Below are 16,437 nucleotides of genomic sequence, written 5' to 3' on the forward strand. Positions count from 1 at the left end.
CGCTGTGAAAATCACAAGTTTTGCAGATTTCACAAAAGAAGTCCGCTAATTTCCACAAACATTACCTATAGCGTGCACCACATGCAAGCATTTACTGTGATGTGCAACGCATTCTTGATGAAGGAGGACGCAACTAGTGAAAAACCATGAGGTACGCACTCATAAATCCGCCGAGGACTTCCCGTACGAGGAGCACCTGGCGTACAAGGTGGCCGAGGTGGCCGCGGACCCCGTAGAGGTCCCGGAAGAAACCACCGAGATGATCATCAACCGCATCATCGATAACGCCGCCGTAGCTATGGCCTCCGTTGCCCGTGGCCCCGTCACATCCGCGCGAGTTATGGCAGAAGCCCACCCCGTGGACAAGGGCGGTTCCACCATCTTTGGCATCGATGGCACCTATTCCGCGGAGTGGGCCGCACTGGCCAATGGCACCGCGGTCCGCGAGTTGGACTACCACGACACCTTCCTTGCCGCCGAGTATTCCCACCCCGGCGACAATATTCCACCGCTTCTTGCCGCAGCGCAGCACAAGGGTCTGAGCGGCCGCGACCTTATCCGCGGCATTGCGACCGGCTATGAAATCCAGGTCAACCTGGTCAAAGGCATGTGCCTGCACGAGCACAAGATCGACCACGTGGCGCACTTGGGGCCATCGGTAGCCGCAGGGCTTGGCACCATGTTGGGCCTGGATAGGGACACGATTTACCAGGCCGTCGGCCAGGCGCTGCACACCACCACGGCAACCCGCCAGTCCCGCAAGGGCCTGATTTCTTCGTGGAAGGCCTACGCGCCGGCCTTCGCGGGCAAGATGGCCATCGAGGCCGTCGACCGCACCATGCGCGGCGAGGGTGCCCCGGCACCGATCTGGGAGGGCGAGGACGGGTTCATCGCCTGGATGCTGCATTCACCAGAGCGCACCTACACCGTGCCCCTGCCAGAAAACGGTGAGGCCAAGACCGCCATCCTGGATACCTACACCAAGGAACACTCCGCGGAATACCAGGCGCAGGCTCCCATCGACATGGCCTTTGCGCTGAAAAAGACGCTGGAGGATAAGGGCCTGAAGACGGCGGATATCGAGTCCATCGTGCTGCACACCTCCCATCACACCCATTACGTCATCGGCACCGGCGCGAACGATCCGCAGAAGATGGATCCTTCCGCCTCCCGCGAAACCCTGGACCACTCTGTGATGTACATCTTCGCGGTCGCGCTAGAAGATGGCGTCTGGGACCACGAAACCTCCTATTCCCCTGAGCGCTCCAACCGCCCGGAGACCATCGAGCTGTGGCAGAAGATCTCCACCGTTGAGGATCCCGAGTGGACGCGCCGCTATCACTCCAACGACCTTGAGGAAAAAGCCTTCGGCGGCAAGGCCGTTATCACCTTCAAGGACGGCACCGTCATCGAAGACGAGCGCGCCGTAGCTGACGCCCACCCGCTGGGCGCCCGCCCCTTCGCCCGCGAGCAGTACATTGCCAAGTTCAAAAAGCTTGCCGATGGCGTCGTCGACGAAGCCGAGCAAGAGCGCTTCCTCACCGCAGTGCAAGACCTAGAAAACCTCACCGATCTAACCGAACTCAACGTGCGGGTCAGCGATGAGCACCTTGCCACCGCGCCCGAGAAACCGGAGGGAATCTTCTAATGGCTGGACTATTTGGTTCTACAATCAGCAACGCAGAAAAGCGCGCGAATTTCCGCAAATCCATCGAATCCGGATCGATCACCACGCTTCCGGGCGCGTTTAACCCGCTGACCGCCCGCCTTATCCAGGACATCGGCGGCTTCGACGGCGTCTACGTATCCGGCGCGGTGCTGGCCAATGATTTGGGCCTGCCCGATATCGGCCTGACCACCTTGACCGAGGTAGCCCAGCGCGCCGGGCAGATTGCGCGCGCTACGGACTTGCCCGTGCTTGTCGATGCCGATACCGGCTTCGGCGAACCTATGTCCGCTGCCCGCACCGTCGCCGCCCTCGAAGATGCCGGGCTGGCCGGCTGCCACCTGGAAGACCAAGTCAACCCGAAGCGCTGCGGGCACCTCGACGGCAAGGAAGTGGTGGACAAGGAAGTCATGGTTCGCCGCATCAGCGCGGCCGTCAACGAGCGCCGCGATCCTAATTTCATCATCTGCGCGCGTACCGATGCCGCCGGTGTCAATGGCATCGATGACGCCATCGACCGCGCTAAGGCCTATGCCGAAGCCGGTGCGGATCTGATTTTCACCGAGGCGCTGTATTCCCCCGAGGACTTTGAAAAGTTCCGCGCCGCCGTGGATACGCCGCTGTTGGCGAATATGACGGAGTTTGGCAAGACCGAGCTGCAATCAGCAAAGACCCTCGACGGCCTGGGATACAACGCCGTGATCTGGCCGGTCTCCAGCTTCCGCGTGGCCATGGGCGCTACCGAAGAATTCCTGCGCGACTTGCAAGATACCGGCATCCAGACCGAGTGGTTAGAGCGCATGCAGCACCGCTCCCGCCTGTACGAACTGGTCCGCTACCAGGAATACAACGAGTTTGACCAGTCCGTATTCACCTATTCCAAAGACAACTACCAACCCACTTTTGAAAGCTAAGGAGCCAGTGACCATGTCCGATAAGAAAAACGAAACCCCAGAAATCCGCAAGGGCCTTTACGGTGTCGTTGTCGATGAAACCGCCATTTCCAAGGTCGTTCCTGAGACCAACTCTTTGACCTACCGCGGCTACCCGGTCCAAGAACTGGCCCGCTACTGCTCCTTCGAAGAGGTCGCTTACCTCTTGTGGAATGGCAAGCTGCCCGGGCAAGAATCCCTCATCCGCTTCTCCGCGCGTGAGAAGGCATTGCGTCACCTGGACCGCCACCTCATTGACTTGATCATGTCCATGCCGCAAAGCTGCCATCCCATGGATGTACTCCGCACAGCCATTTCCTTCATCGGTGCCCAGGACGCGGAGGAATACACCAAGGACTCCGAGCACGTGCGCCGTACCGCGCTCGAACTCATGGCGAAGATCCCCACCATCATCGCGCTCGATATCCGTCGCCGCCGCGGTGAGGGCTACATCGAGCCGTCCCGCAAGAAGGGCTTTGCCGAAAACTTCCTGTGGATGGTTTTCGGCGATGAAGAAGGCTCCCCAGCGGTCAACCGCGCCGATATCGAGGCCTTTGATAAGTCCCTCATCCTTTATGCCGAGCACTCCTTCAATGCCTCCACCTTCTCGGCACGCGTGGTTACCTCCACGATGTCTGATACCTACTCCGCCATCGTCGCCGCCATCGGCGCTCTCAAGGGTCCACTGCACGGTGGTGCCAACGAGGCAGTTATGAAGAACTTCCTCGAGGTGGACGATCCTGCCAAGGTAGAGGAGTGGACCAAGAACAAGCTGGCCAATAAGGACCTGGTCATGGGCTTTGGGCACCGCGTGTACAAGAACGGCGACTCCCGCGTTCCCACCATGGAAGCCGCATTCAAGGAGCTGGCCGAGCAGCACGACCAGACCAAGTGGATCGAGATGTACGACATCATGGCCAAGACCATGGAAGAAAACACCTCGATCAAGATCAAGCCGAACTTGGACTTCCCGGCCGGCCCTGCCTACCACATCCTCGGGTTCGACATTCAGTTCTTCACCCCGATCTTCGTCATGGCCCGCATTACCGGCTGGACCGCGCACATCGTGGAACAAAACGAGAACAACTCGCTGATTCGCCCGCTGTCCGCCTACGCCGGCGAAGACCAGCGCTCCGTTCCGCCGAAGTCCTTCTAATCGCTCGGCCCCGCGCGCTTGCGGCCCGCGGTGGGCCGTTGAGTAGGCCGTTAAGTGGACCGCATTTGCTCCCCACGTTCGCGTGGGGAGCATTTGTGCATCCTGCTGCGTTAAATGTGTATCCATCGGCGTTAAATGTGCATCCTCCTACGATATAACTGAGCAAACCGCGCCCTCAGATGTTGCATTTTCGCCTCAGGTATTGCAGAGGAGGATGCACATGTAGCGGCTGCGGTACCGACTGCTGCGGCGGTTGTGGATTCGGCGGTGGCTGTGGCCACGACTGCGACTGCGGCGGCTGTTGTAGCGGCTGTGGCTGCGAAAAATTTGCCGCCTGAAAATTTGCAGACTTTGCAGAATTGCTAGGCCTGTTAATACTGGTTGGCTGGCAGAAATTGCTTACGTGGGGTTTAAGTTGCAGGTGAGTGTAGAAAATCCCGTTTTTAAAAAGGGATGATAAAAACTATTCTTATCTCTAAACTGAGAGACGGATCACCCCAGTGGGGACGTTGCAACGCGGCGTCTTCCAAGTTGAAAGGAACACCCAAGTGGCCAATTCCGCCCTTCCATCGTTCGACAAGATTTTGGTAGCCAACCGCGGTGAAATCGCCGTGCGTGCCTTCCGCGCTGCCTTTGAAACGGGGGCGAAGACCGTCGCCGTCTATCCTCGTGAAGATCGCAACTCCTTCCACCGCGCGTTTGCGGATGAAGCAGTGCGCATTGGTGACGAGGGGCAGCCCGTCAAGGCGTACCTCGATATCGAGGAAATCATCCGCGCTGCCAAGAAGTCTGAGGCGGATGCGATCTATCCGGGCTACGGCTTCTTGTCTGAGCGCGCCGATTTGGCCCGCGCCTGCGAGGACAATGGCATTAAGTTCATTGGCCCCACCCCGAGCACGCTAGATCTCACCGGTGATAAATCCGCCGCGGTTAACGCCGCGAAGGAAGCAGGGCTGCCGACGCTGCAGGACTCGCAGCCGACCACGGACATCGATAAGCTGGTAGCAGACGCCGGTGACTTCAGCTTCCCGGTCTTTGTCAAGGCCGTCTCTGGTGGTGGCGGGCGCGGTATGCGCTACGTGGAATCGGAATCTGAGCTGCGTGAACGGGCGGCAGAAGCTTCGCGCGAGGCGGAGGCGGCCTTTGGCGATGGCAGCGTGTACCTCGAGACCGCGGTGATTAATCCGCAGCACATTGAGGTGCAGGTACTCGCGGATTCCCAGGGCAATGTCATCCACCTTTTTGAGCGCGACTGCTCCGTGCAGCGCCGCCACCAGAAGGTCGTGGAAATCGCTCCGGCGCCATCGCTGGATCCGGAGCTGCGCGATCGCATCTGCCAGGATGCCGTGAACTTCTGCGAGCACATTAACTATGAGGGCGCCGGCACAGTGGAGTTTCTCGTGGACGAGCGCGGCAACCACGTATTTATTGAGATGAACCCCCGCGTGCAGGTGGAGCACACCGTGACCGAGGAGGTTACCGGTGTGGACATCGTCAAGGCGCAGATGAATATCGCCGCAGGTGCTTCCTTGGAAGACATCAACCTGTCGCAAGAAAATATCACCATTACCGGCTCCGCCCTGCAGTGCCGCATTACTACCGAAGACCCAAATAACGGCTTCCGCCCGGATACGGGTACGTTGACCGCGTACCGCTCGCCGGGCGGCGCTGGTGTGCGCCTGGACGGTGCAACCTCAGTGGGCGCTGAAGTATCGCCCAACTTCGACTCCCTGTTGGTGAAGATGACCTGCCGCGGCACCACCTTCGAGCAGGCCGTCCACCGTGCCCGCCGAGCGCTGAATGAGTTCCATGTGTCCGGAGTGGCGACCAATATCGGTTTCCTGCGCGCGTTGCTCAATGAGTCCGACTTCGTCAATACCCGCGTCGATACCGGATTCATTACCGAGCACCCAGATCTGCTCAAGGCCCCACCAGCTATAGATGAGTCCGGCCGTATCTTGGAGTACATCGCGGATGTCACTGTGAATAAGCCCAATGGCGATAGGCCGACCGCGCTGCGCCCCTTTGATAAGCTGCCGAAGTTTAATGGGGAAGAACCGCTCCCGCGCGGTTCCCGCGATGACCTCTTGGAGCTGGGGCCACAGAAGTACGCGGAAAAGATTCGCGCTCAAGAGCCTTTGATGGTCACGGATACGACGTTCCGCGATGCCCACCAGTCCCTGCTTGCCACCCGCGTGCGCAGCACCGCGTTGGTTTCCGCGGCAGAGGCCGTGGCGCGCTTGACCCCAGACCTCTTCTCCGTGGAGGCGTGGGGCGGTGCTACCTACGACGTGGCCATGCGCTTCCTCCACGAGGATCCTTGGGTGCGCCTGGATCTGCTGCGCGAGGCGATGCCGAACCAGAACATCCAGATGCTCCTGCGCGGGCGCAATACCGTTGGCTATACCCCGTACCCGGATTCGGTGTGCCGCGCCTTCGTGCAGGAAGCGGCTAAGTCCGGCGTGGATGTCTTCCGCATTTTCGATGCGCTGAACGATGTCTCCCAGATGCGCCCTGCCATCGATGCCGTGCTCGAGACGAATACCACCGTGGCCGAGGTGGCCATGGCGTATTCCGGTGACCTTTCTTCGCCGAAGGAAGACCTCTACACCTTGGATTACTACTTGAAGCTCGCCGAGCAGATTGTAGAATCCGGCGCGCACATCCTGGCCGTTAAGGACATGGCGGGCCTGTTGCGCCCGGAGGCAGCACACACCCTGGTCACGGCGCTGCGCAAGGAATTCGACCTGCCGGTCCACGTCCACACGCACGATACCGCCGGTGGCCAGATCGCTACCTACTTCGCGGCGGCGCGCGCCGGTGCCGATATCGTCGATGGCGCCTCGGCGCCGCTGGCCGGCACCACGTCGCAGCCTTCGCTGTCCGCGCTCATCGCTGCGTTCTCCAACTCCAAACGCGATACCGGAATTGACCTGCAAGCGGTCTCGGATTTGGAGCCGTATTGGGAGGCCGTGCGTCAGCTATACGCCCCGTTCGAGAACGGCATTCCTGGCCCGACCGGCCGTGTGTACAAGCACGAGATTCCGGGTGGTCAGCTGTCGAACCTGCGCGCGCAGGCCGTCGCATTGGGCCTGGCGGATCGCTTCGAGGTCATCGAGGATAACTACGCCGCCGTCAACGAGATGCTAGGCCGCCCCACCAAGGTCACCCCGTCCTCCAAGGTGGTGGGTGATTTGGCGCTCCATCTCGTGGGCACCGGCGTTTCTCCGGAAGACTTTGCGGCGAACCCGACGAAGTACGATATCCCGGATTCCGTGGATCAATTCCTCCGCGGCCAGCTGGGTACCCCTCCGGGTGGCTGGCCGGAGCTGCGCGATAAGGTCCTCGATGGCCGCGCCGAAACCGGTGCGCAGATTAACGATGTCCCGGCAGAGGAGCAGCCGCACCTGGAGTCGGATAACTCGGATGAGCGCCGCGCCAGCCTGAACCGCCTGCTCTTCCCCAAGCAGTTCGAGGAATTCAACGAGTTCCGCCGCAAGTATGGCAATACCGAGGCGCTGACGGATACGACCTTCTTCTACGGCCTGACCGAAGGCGAAGAAAAGGTGGTGCACTTCTTCCCAGAAGATTCCACCGATCGCTCCAACCTTAAGCAGATCGTGGTGCGCCTCGATGCCGTGGGTGAGCCGGACGAGAAGGGCATGCGCAATGTTGTGCTCAACGTCAACGGCCAAATCCGCCCGATGAAGGTGCGCGATGAAAACGCCGAATCCACCGTGGCCACGGTGGAGAAGGCGGACCCGTCCAATGACGGCCACGTAGCGGCCCCGTTCGCCGGCGTGGTGAGCCCCACGGCAGAGCCAGGCGACGAGGTCAAGGCCGGCGACCAAGTCGCGGTCATCGAAGCGATGAAGATGGAAGCCTCCATTTCCGCCACCAAGGATGGTGTGGTGGACCGCGTGGCCATTGGCCAGGCCACCAAGGTGGAAGGCGGCGACCTCATTGCCGTAATCAACTAGTCTGCACACTCAAGCGCCCCGCTTCCCTCGATTTATCTCGAGGCAGCGGGGCGCTTTGGTGTCTAGCTGTGCTAAAAATCAACGATTTCGTCCATCCAAATGACCGCAACCGTCGACGAAATCTTTGCTCTAGATGGACGAAATCGTTGATTCGCGAGGATGGCGGAGGCTCGCCTTAACCAAGGATGACGGGCAATGCTAACGAGCCGACCAAGATGAGTACCACGAGGCCGAAAAAGACTTTGGCCTGCCACCGGGCATAATTAAATGACATTCCCGTACCGAAGCGCTTATCTACCAGTACCGCCGGATCATCCGGGTTGTAATATATTACTCCCCATTTATAGAGGTGGTCATTGTCCGGTGATTCTTTGTCTTCATCAGCGAAGTGAATACCGCGCAATTGTTCGGATAACCGGGATTGCTTGTAGAGAAGAAATACAACTAGACCGATGCTGCCACCAATGGTGAGAATCAGCATTGTGGTGATCGCGGCGCCGTTGAAGCGTTGATAATGCGGGATAGGGCCGGTTACCTGCATCAGCGCCATCCCGGCGCTGATGAGCAGGGTGAGGACTCCCATGCCGGTGTTCGTCAGGGCGAGGTTTGCTTCGTTACGCAGCCGCGCTTTAATGCTGCGCTCAGAGCGTGGGGACACCTCACTATGCGCGATAAAAGAGCAGATAATGGCAAATAGGCCCAGCAATGCTAAAGCGACGAATGAGGAGAAAAATACGCTCCCAATTGATTTGTCGCTCCAATTGTCGGCCTCCATGGATTCATTCCAGTGCACGGGAACGGGGTCCGGAATGGCGGACCAGTGGGAAGCGACGATGATGGCACCGGCCGCGATGCACAGCAGGGAAGAGAGCATGGTTACCCACGGAAAGGTCGGGGTAGGGATGCCGCGAAATTCGGGCGCATCAATGGCTGTGGTGGAAACACGGGCAGCGATGCTGGTTTCAACCTCGTCGAACCAGCCGCCCGCCTTTTTAGCCGCGATGATACGGCGGCGTTGGGACGCATAAGCCCACATGCCACCGAGCGCCACCACGAGGGAAGGTAGTGCGGCTAATAACGGCAGTTTCCAGGCAAAGAGGGACATGGCCGTTGCCACGATGCCGCAGCTCCACGTGCGTATCTTGAATCCGGCGAGGGCGGAGGTAACCGCAGGATCAGAAAGATAAGCCTTGGGCACGCGCACTCCGAGCGGTGTGCCAGGTGAGGCCAGGGAGGGGGCTGTGGCCATGATCCAGGTGATAACCAGGGTGGTGGCGGCCATTATGAGTGTGAAAATCATGGTGATACTTCCAGGTCATTAAGGGTGGAACTGAGTCGAGCGTGGAGCTCATCTGGGCTAAAGCCTTGGGCGCGGGCGAGTGCGACTATGCGGCTTAATTGCTCTTCCAGTTGTTTTTCTTGCGCGGTGGTGCGAGCACCAGGCCTGACGATGGAGCCGGAGCGTCCGGCGGTTTTTACAAGGTCCTCGGAAACCAAGAGGTCGTATGCCTTCTTCACGGTGGCAGGGTTAATGCCTATATCCTTGGCAACGCGGCGGACGGGATCTAGCTTGTCGCCATCGGAAAGCTGTCCGCGAGCGATAGCCAAAACGATTTCATCGTGAATCTGTTGAAAAACTGGGACGTCAGATTCGGGGTGAAGGGTAATGAACATCTGTCACCTCCAATCTTTTTCTGTATTACTTGCTGTAACACAAGCTGTATTATTTTATGTGGTACAGAAAAGAGGGCAAAAAGAATCCCAGGTACCTGCGACTTAATGCAGTGACGTACCTGGGTTGCGGGGCAGGGAGACTAGAGAAAAAGGGCCCCAGCGATGGCAGCAATACCGTAGCTCCCGCGCATGAAGTAACCGAAGACCTCGGGAGAGAAGGAGGCGCCGAAGCCGCCGGTATCGATGATATTCATGGTGGTAACGCGTGCGGGACGGGAGCGCTTAAAAGCGGTGTAACTAAGCCCCAAACAACATGCTGCGAGCGTGAACAGGGACAGCTTCCACACGGTGGCGATGAAGGCGGTGCCGACAACGGCAGCACCTGCGGTGGCAGCCAGTGGCAGTCCCCAGTCGGGCCACGCACCATCGACGATGCGGCCGAAGGAGGCGGCGCGGCCAGTAGCGGCGCCGACAATGGTCCAAGCGGCAGCAAATCCAATAAGAGCAAGGCCGCCGAGCTGAGGTGCTAGCGCTAGGGTCAGTCCCATGACGGCGACCGCACCGAGGGGGATGTACCACCGGCGAAACAGGCGCCGAGCAAAGAGGAGACTGAGCGAAGCCGTGGCATGTGAGCGCGGGCGCAGGCGAGCGGATTGGGAGGCGATAGCATCGGCAGAAACCTCAGAATCCAGTAGCCCAAAGGAGGACGAGCCGATGGCACGGGTACGGCCCGCGCGGAGGAGCGAGGCGAGTTCGAAGGATCGCCAGCCGATGGCAAACCGCAGCAGGGGGAGGGTTATCGCCGCATAGAGTGGAAGATGCAGCGATGCACACAGGGCAAGACCTAGGAGGCTCACGCCGGCGAGCTGGGCAATAGACAGCTTATCGACGCCTCCCATGCGCCCCCGCGGCCTATCCGCATAGACCCAACGCCCGAGCGAAAGGCTGCGCAGCGGATAGAGCGCCTCGAGGAGGATGATGAGGGCGAGCGAGCCGAGCCCGGCACCAATGGTCGCGGTTGCGGGCAGAGCAGCGGCCGTGCGCTGTGCTAGCGAGGGCAGAAGCGCTGCAGCATTGTGCCAGGCGTAGACGCTGACGCTCGCGATAAGTGCCGCGATGAAGGCGTAATAGATGGCTGAGGAAGCTGTGGAGAGAAGTTTCATGAAATCTTCACTACTTCGTCGCAGGCAGCGAAGATGGCCGGAGAATGGGAAGCGAGCACCACACAGCGGCCATTGGCTGCCAGGTGGCGTAGCTCCTCGGCCAAGAAGGCGGTCCAGGTGTGGTCGAGGTGGCGCTCGGGTTCGTCGATAAGCAAGGCTTTGGCCGGCTGATAAAGCTGGGCTGCGAGGTAGACCCGCTGGCGCTGGCCAGAAGAAAGGCTGCTGACAGCGGAGTTCCGGATGGCGTCGTCGATGGCCCAGAGCTCATGGACCTCGGCAAAGTTTACGCCGGAGCGGCGGGATAGCAAGCTAAAGTGCTCACCCACGGTGAGATCGGGGAGGAAGACTGGGTCCCCGACGGAGATGACGGAACCGGCCGCCGCAGCGCTACCGGGCGCGGCACCGTCGATGAAAACGGTGCCATTTAGTGGGGCAATCTCGCCGCTCAACGTCTGCAGCAGCGTAGATTTACCCGCACCATTCGGGCCTTTTAGGCCGTATACGCGACCGGCATTAAAGCTGCGATTGAGGTGCCCCAAGGCGGCGGAATGTCCGTAGTCTGCATCTATTGTCAACATCGTTGCCAGGTTAGCAGACAGGTGGCTGGCCCTAGGGGGCGGTAGCTTTGATGCGATTCAATTGTTTCAGGAAGTAATCTTGGATTAAAACCTTGGGTATGATTGTGCGTTCCTGTTCTATTGATGGGCTTGGCTCCTTGTGCCTGGCATGTAAGTCACAAGAGCCTGTCTAGAGGTTTTAGGGTGCCGTAATCTCTCATGGCGAATCGGATCACAGGTTTCTCTTTCTCGTCGAGCCCAGTATTTGATTCGGGATAGATTGCCACACACAAACCATTAGACACTCCCACTGCCGAGGTTCTTTTAGGCCGGTGGGGCAAAATGAGCGCGAACGCCGAGGATCCTCCGATGGGCTAAGCTAGCCCGATCTTCGCGCTGAGAATGCTCGTCTGCGCCGTGAGCTGACACAAACTCCGTACGGTTCAAGGTGTATAAAGCTAGAGGACGCAACCAATTAATTGTGTCGCTGCATACCTAGTTCGCGGAAACGTCTAAAAGCAACCGCGTTTGGCCATTTTCGGCCCTGATTTTTGTGGAAACGCGGTTGCTTTTGGGAAATTTTGGCGTGATTAGTTATCGAATCTGGCCGGGCGGGTTAGAGAACCATTGGTGCAACGATGACGCCGACGATGGCGGCATTGAGCATATTGGTAAGGAAGCCACCGAAGAGTGCGCGCGGGCCAAGTTTTGCTACTTCACCGCGGCGCTCAGGGATGAGGCCACCGATGGAGCCAATCTGGATGCCGATGGACGACAGGTTGGCGAAGCCAGCGAGGGCGAAGGAGGAGATCAAGACGGCCTTATCGCTGAGCTCATCGACGCTTTCACCGAATGCGGTGTAGCCAACGAACTCGTTGAGGATGGTCTTTTGGCCGATGAAGTTACCCACCTCGAGGGCCTTGTTCCAAGGCGTACCGATAAGCCAGGCCACGGGGGCGAAGATGATGCCGAAGAGGCCTTCGAGCGACCAGTTATCCTGGCCGAAGAGGGAACCGATGCCGCCGAGGATGGAAGAAAGCATCACGATCGAGGCGATGAAGGCGATGAGCAGGCAGGCAACCGAGATGGCAATCTTGCCGCCGGCCATGGCACCGCTACTGATGGCGTCGATGATGTTTTTGGATTCGGTATCGCGGACGTCTTTAACGGTGGCGTCGAGGTTCGTCTCTTCGGTCTCTGGCATGAGGCCCTTGGCGACGAGCAGGGATCCCGGTGCATTCATGAGCGATGCGGCGAGCAAGTACTCCAGGGGCGCACCCAGGAGCGAATAGCCGATCAACGTGGATCCGGCCACGGAGGCAAAGCCGCCGACCATACAGGTATAAAGCTCGGATCGGGTGAGCTTGGGCAGGTAGGGCTTAATGACCAGCGGGGCCTCGGATTGGCCGAGGAAGATGACGGTGGTGGCCCAAACCGATTCCACCTTGGAGGTACCCATGAGCCACTTGATGGCGGATCCGACGTATTCCACGAAGTACTGGATAACCCGGAGGTAGTACAGGGCGGCGATGATGGCGCCCAAGAAGATGATGACAGGCAGCACATTGAGGGCGAAGACGAAGTCATCACCGAAGAGCCCGCCGAAGACGAATTGGGTACCCTCGTTGGTAAATTCCGTGAGCTTAGTTAGCCCATTGGCGATGCCCTTGAGGGCTTTGAATCCAGGTTCCCACGCGAGGACCAAGAAGCAGAAGACCACCTGCAGGACAAGGCCCACGCCAATGGTGCGCCACTTGATATTTTTACGCGAGCTCGACAGGACGTAGATCACTGCAAGAATGGCAATGATGCCGAGCAATCCTTGTAAGCGTTCCATATTTTCTGACCGTTCTTTGAAGGGACTTTTTAATTAGAGTGACTCTGGGCCAAAGGAGTGGGGGAGGATCTCGGCAAAGTCGTGGCTCCGGGGCTTTCCATCGACGGAGACGATGACGCGCTCGCAGTTGAACTCCCGCAGGACCTGGCGGCAGGCACCGCAAGGGTAGCAAGGCGCGGACTTTAAGCCGACGATAGCAACCGCTTTAATCTGTGGGATGCTGGGCAAGTGGCCATCGGTGGCCGTTACGTCTGCGGTGGTGACCATGTGCGCGGCGGCATTGCGTTCGGCGCAAATGCCTAGCGGACTGGAGGCGTTTTCGACGTTGGAGCCGGTGACAATGCGGCCATCGGCAAGCAGCAAAGCCGCACCGACTGGGAAAGAGGAATAGGGAGCCCAGGCGTGGTGGGCTGCTTCTTCAGCGAGGCTGAGCAATTCGGCATCGGTAGGAGGTGAATCCGGGGTGGCGTTCATTGCGGTATGGGCTTTCTTTCTACGGGATGAAGAGAGACTGCGTTAATTCTCCATTAGAACAAAAAGAAAAATACTCATTGACATCTGTTCTATAGGGAATAATAATTGGCCGTGGTGGAGTGTACAACCACTATATATAGTGCAGTAAATCACATTATGTGCTTGTATGTTTCGGTTTCCAAATCATTACAGGAGGAGTCGTCATGGCCGAGAAATTCGATGCGGTAGATGTTATTCGCACCAAGCGCGATAAGGGAGTGTTTAGCCCGGAGGAAATCGACTGGGTCATCGATGCCTATACTCGCGGGGTCGTGGGCGATGAGCAGATGGCCGCACTCAACATGGCGATCTTCCTCAACGGCATGAATCGCGAGGAAATCTCGCAGTGGACCAAGGCGATGATTGCCTCCGGTGAGACGATGAGCTTTGAGTCCTTGTCCAAGAAGACCGCGGACAAGCACTCCACCGGTGGCGTTGGCGATAAGATTACGCTGCCGCTCGCACCCCTCGTTGCCGCCTTTGGCGTCGCGGTCCCGCAGCTTTCTGGCCGCGGCTTGGGCCACACCGGTGGCACCCTGGACAAGCTGGAGGCCATCCCGGGCTGGCAGGCGGATATTTCCAATGAGCGATTGATGGAAATCCTGGAGGATCCGGGCTGCATCATTTGCGCGGCAGGCTCTGGCCTCGCGCCCGCGGATAAGAAGATCTATGCCCTGCGCGATATCACCTCCACCGTTGAAGCGATTCCGCTTATTGCTTCCTCCATCATGTCGAAGAAAATCGCGGAAGGTACCTCGTCTTTGGTCCTCGACGTCAAGGTGGGCTCTGGCGCCTTTATGAAGGATGAGACCTTGGCCCGCGAGCTGGCGCAGACCATGGTGGACTTGGGCAATGATGCCGGCACCGCCACCACGGCACTGCTAACGGATATGTCCACCCCGTTGGGCCGCAAGGTGGGCAACGCGCTCGAGGTTGAAGAATCCGTCGAGGTTCTAGCCGGCGGTGGGCCAAGCGATGTCGTCGAGCTGACCCTGGCACTTGCGCGCGAGATGCTGGAAGCAGCCGGCGTGCACGATGCCGACGTGGAAAAGGCGCTCAAGGATGGCCGCGCCATGGATAAGTGGAAGCAAATGATTAAGGCGCAGGGCGGCGACCCAGACGCCAAGCTTCCAGTGGCTACGCATACCCACGATGTCATTGCTGAATCCGACGGTTACCTCACCGAGCTTGATGCCTTGTCCGTCGGCGTGAGCTCCTGGCGCCTGGGCGCAGGCCGCGCCCGGAAGGAAGACCCGGTACAGGCAACCGCGGGCATCGAATTGCACGCGGTGAAGGGCGAAAAGGTATCCAAGGGCCAGAAGCTTTTCACCCTGCACACGGAGACTCCAGAGCGATTCGAGCGCTCCCTTGAGACCTTGCAGCAGGGCTTTAAGATTACCGACGCCCCGCTGGATAAGGAGCGCCAGATCATCCTGGACCGCATTGGCTAAATCAGGAGTAATGGAAGAGCAATCGACCCGATGATGATGACCGCTATGACGGCGAGGAAGACCTTAGCCTGCCACGTGGCGTAGTTGAAGGACACTCCGACGCCCAGGCGCTTGTCCACCAGCACCGCTGGGTCATCGGGGTTGTAATACAGGATCCCCCACTTATAATGCTCGTCATTATCGGGGGATTCTTTGTCTCCATCCGGAAGTTTCACCCCGCGCAGCTGATCCTCGAGCTGCGATTGGGCGCGCAGTATCATTGCCACGATGGCTATGGTGCCGCTAATGGTCATCACCACCATGGTGATAAAGGAGAGGCCAGCTAGGTCCTGATAGCTCGGTACCGGGCCGGTTATCTGTATAAACGCCAGCCCGAGGGACATGAGAAGCAGCAGGACGCCCATCGCTTCGTTGGAGGCTGCAAGGTTTGCCTGATTCCGCAGCCGCGCCTTGATGGAGCGCTCCGAGCGTGGACGAACCGCGGTGCGTTGGATAAGCCAGCAGATGCCGGCGAAAAGCAACCACATTCCCAGCGCGATAAACGTGATGAAAAAGACGCTGCCGATGGACTTGTCGCTCCAGCTATCGGGCTCCATAGAATCATCCCAGTGCACCGGTACTGGATCGGGGATATCGGTCCAATGGGCGGCGACGATGAGCGCGCCGGCGACGATGGCAAGCAAGGAACCCAACATGGTCAGCCAGGGAAAAGACGGCGTAGGTACATCAATATCCTGCACAGCGTCGGCGTCCCGCTCCGCTACCTGGGCGCTGACCGCGGTTTCTACCCCGTCGAACCAGCCGCCGTCCTTCTTGGCCGCGATGATATAGCGGCGCTGGGAGAGGTAAGCCCACATGCTGCCGATAATGACCAGCAGGGAAGACAGGGCCGCCACCCACGAATGGTTAACGTAGAACAGCGAGATAACCGTCGCGGCGATGCCCACAACCCACGTCCGAGTCTTAAATCCAGAAATAGCACCGACCACAACGGGATCCGAAAGGTGGCTTTGGGGAACGCGAACGCCGAGCGGGGCGCCTGGCGCCGCAAGCGCCGGGATTGTGGTCATTATCCACGTTATGACCAGCGTGGTCGCGGCCATGAGGACGGTAAGAATCATGCGAGCTCCTTCAGTGTGGAATCGAGATAGCCGTGGAGCTCCTCAGCGGAAAAGCCCTGGGCGCGGGCGAGGGTTGCCACGCGGCGCAGGCGTTGCCGAACCTGCTGTTCTTGCGCCGCGGTGTGCGCGCCGGGCCGGACGATCGATCCGGAGCGACCCGCGGTTTCGACGAGGCCATCAGCAACGAGCAAGTCGTAGGCGTGTTTTACGGTGGCCGGGTTGATACCAATATCCGCGGCGACCTGGCGCACGGGATCGAGCTTGTCGCCGGCAAAAAGCTGCCCGCGGGCGATGGCCAGCACGATTTCATCGTGAATCTGCTGGAAGACCGGCGCATCCGCGTCAGGGTTGAGCGTGATGAGCATGAGCTACCTCCTTCCAATAAGT

12 protein-coding genes and 1 pseudogene are annotated in these 16,437 nt (G+C 59.2%); 5 read left to right on the plus strand and 8 right to left on the minus strand.

The genetic code is table 11. The annotated features are described in order from the left end of the window. The first annotated feature begins 136 nt into the window (after nt 1-136). The 4 genes from prpD to HMPREF1267_RS03210 all read left to right on the plus strand — a co-directional run bounded on the left by prpD (nt 137) and on the right by HMPREF1267_RS03210 (nt 7,734). Complete coding sequence (gene prpD / locus HMPREF1267_RS03195) at nt 137-1,648, plus strand: 2-methylcitrate dehydratase PrpD (RefSeq protein ID WP_005277360.1); 1,512 nt, start codon at nt 137-139, stop codon at nt 1,646-1,648. After that, entirely contained in the window at nt 1,648-2,580 is a 933-nt protein-coding gene (prpB, locus tag HMPREF1267_RS03200; protein WP_023028366.1) for a methylisocitrate lyase, read from the plus strand. The genes prpD and prpB overlap by 1 nt, the downstream gene beginning before the upstream one ends. A 13-nt stretch (nt 2,581-2,593) precedes the next feature. Next, nucleotides 2,594-3,754, plus strand: coding sequence for a bifunctional 2-methylcitrate synthase/citrate synthase (locus HMPREF1267_RS03205; protein WP_023028367.1), 1,161 nt, complete (start codon nt 2,594-2,596; stop codon nt 3,752-3,754). Nucleotides 3,755-4,302: 548 nt separating this feature from the next. After that, on the plus strand, nt 4,303-7,734 hold the full coding sequence (locus HMPREF1267_RS03210) for a pyruvate carboxylase (protein ID WP_034666827.1): 3,432 nt from the start codon (nt 4,303-4,305) through the stop codon (nt 7,732-7,734). A gap of 253 nt (nt 7,735-7,987) precedes the next feature. On the opposite strand, the pseudogene HMPREF1267_RS03215 reads toward HMPREF1267_RS03210, so the two are convergent. The 6 genes and pseudogenes from HMPREF1267_RS03215 to HMPREF1267_RS03240 form a co-directional block, all read right to left on the minus strand. Next, a pseudogene (locus HMPREF1267_RS03215) lies at nt 7,988-9,034 on the minus strand (DUF1648 domain-containing protein); the annotation flags it as partial. Then, nucleotides 9,031-9,408: a GntR family transcriptional regulator gene (locus HMPREF1267_RS03220; RefSeq protein WP_023025400.1), complete on the minus strand. Its 378-nt coding sequence runs from the start codon at nt 9,406-9,408 to the stop codon at nt 9,031-9,033. The pseudogene HMPREF1267_RS03215 and the gene HMPREF1267_RS03220, both read right to left, overlap by 4 nt. 140 nt (nt 9,409-9,548) lie before the next feature. Continuing rightward, nucleotides 9,549-10,571 carry a hypothetical protein gene (locus HMPREF1267_RS03225; protein ID WP_023028369.1) on the minus strand — a complete coding sequence of 341 codons (1,023 nt, stop codon included), beginning with the start codon at nt 10,569-10,571 and terminating at the stop codon, nt 9,549-9,551. Further along, entirely contained in the window at nt 10,568-11,149 is a 582-nt protein-coding gene (locus HMPREF1267_RS03230) for an ATP-binding cassette domain-containing protein (RefSeq protein WP_005281569.1), read from the minus strand. Before HMPREF1267_RS03230 ends, HMPREF1267_RS03225 begins: the two co-directional genes overlap by 4 nt. A 595-nt stretch (nt 11,150-11,744) precedes the next feature. Next, nucleotides 11,745-12,965: a NupC/NupG family nucleoside CNT transporter gene (locus HMPREF1267_RS03235; RefSeq protein WP_023028370.1), complete on the minus strand. Its 1,221-nt coding sequence runs from the start codon at nt 12,963-12,965 to the stop codon at nt 11,745-11,747. A 33-nt stretch (nt 12,966-12,998) separates the two neighbouring features. Then, the gene (locus HMPREF1267_RS03240; protein WP_005277368.1) at nt 12,999-13,439 is read right to left on the minus strand and encodes a cytidine deaminase; all 441 of its coding nucleotides are present in this window, start codon (nt 13,437-13,439) and stop codon (nt 12,999-13,001) included. A gap of 203 nt (nt 13,440-13,642) precedes the next feature. Between HMPREF1267_RS03240 and HMPREF1267_RS03245 the strand changes: the two genes are divergently transcribed. Then, nucleotides 13,643-14,929, plus strand: a complete 1,287-nt coding sequence (locus tag HMPREF1267_RS03245) for a thymidine phosphorylase (protein WP_023028371.1) — start codon at nt 13,643-13,645, stop codon at nt 14,927-14,929. Here the strand turns inward: HMPREF1267_RS03245 and HMPREF1267_RS03250 are convergent. Both HMPREF1267_RS03250 and HMPREF1267_RS03255 read right to left on the minus strand, forming a co-directional pair. Next, nucleotides 14,926-16,050 carry a DUF1648 domain-containing protein gene (locus HMPREF1267_RS03250; protein WP_023028372.1) on the minus strand — a complete coding sequence of 375 codons (1,125 nt, stop codon included), beginning with the start codon at nt 16,048-16,050 and terminating at the stop codon, nt 14,926-14,928. The genes HMPREF1267_RS03245 and HMPREF1267_RS03250 overlap by 4 nt on opposite strands. After that, a complete protein-coding gene (locus tag HMPREF1267_RS03255) occupies nt 16,047-16,415 on the minus strand; it encodes a GntR family transcriptional regulator (protein WP_023028373.1) in 369 nt (122 codons plus the stop codon). Before HMPREF1267_RS03255 ends, HMPREF1267_RS03250 begins: the two co-directional genes overlap by 4 nt. Between the last annotated feature and the right edge of the window lie 22 nt (nt 16,416-16,437).

It is taken from the genome of Corynebacterium sp. KPL1824 (genome assembly GCF_000478095.1).
Lineage (GTDB): Bacteria > Actinomycetota > Actinomycetes > Mycobacteriales > Mycobacteriaceae > Corynebacterium > Corynebacterium accolens.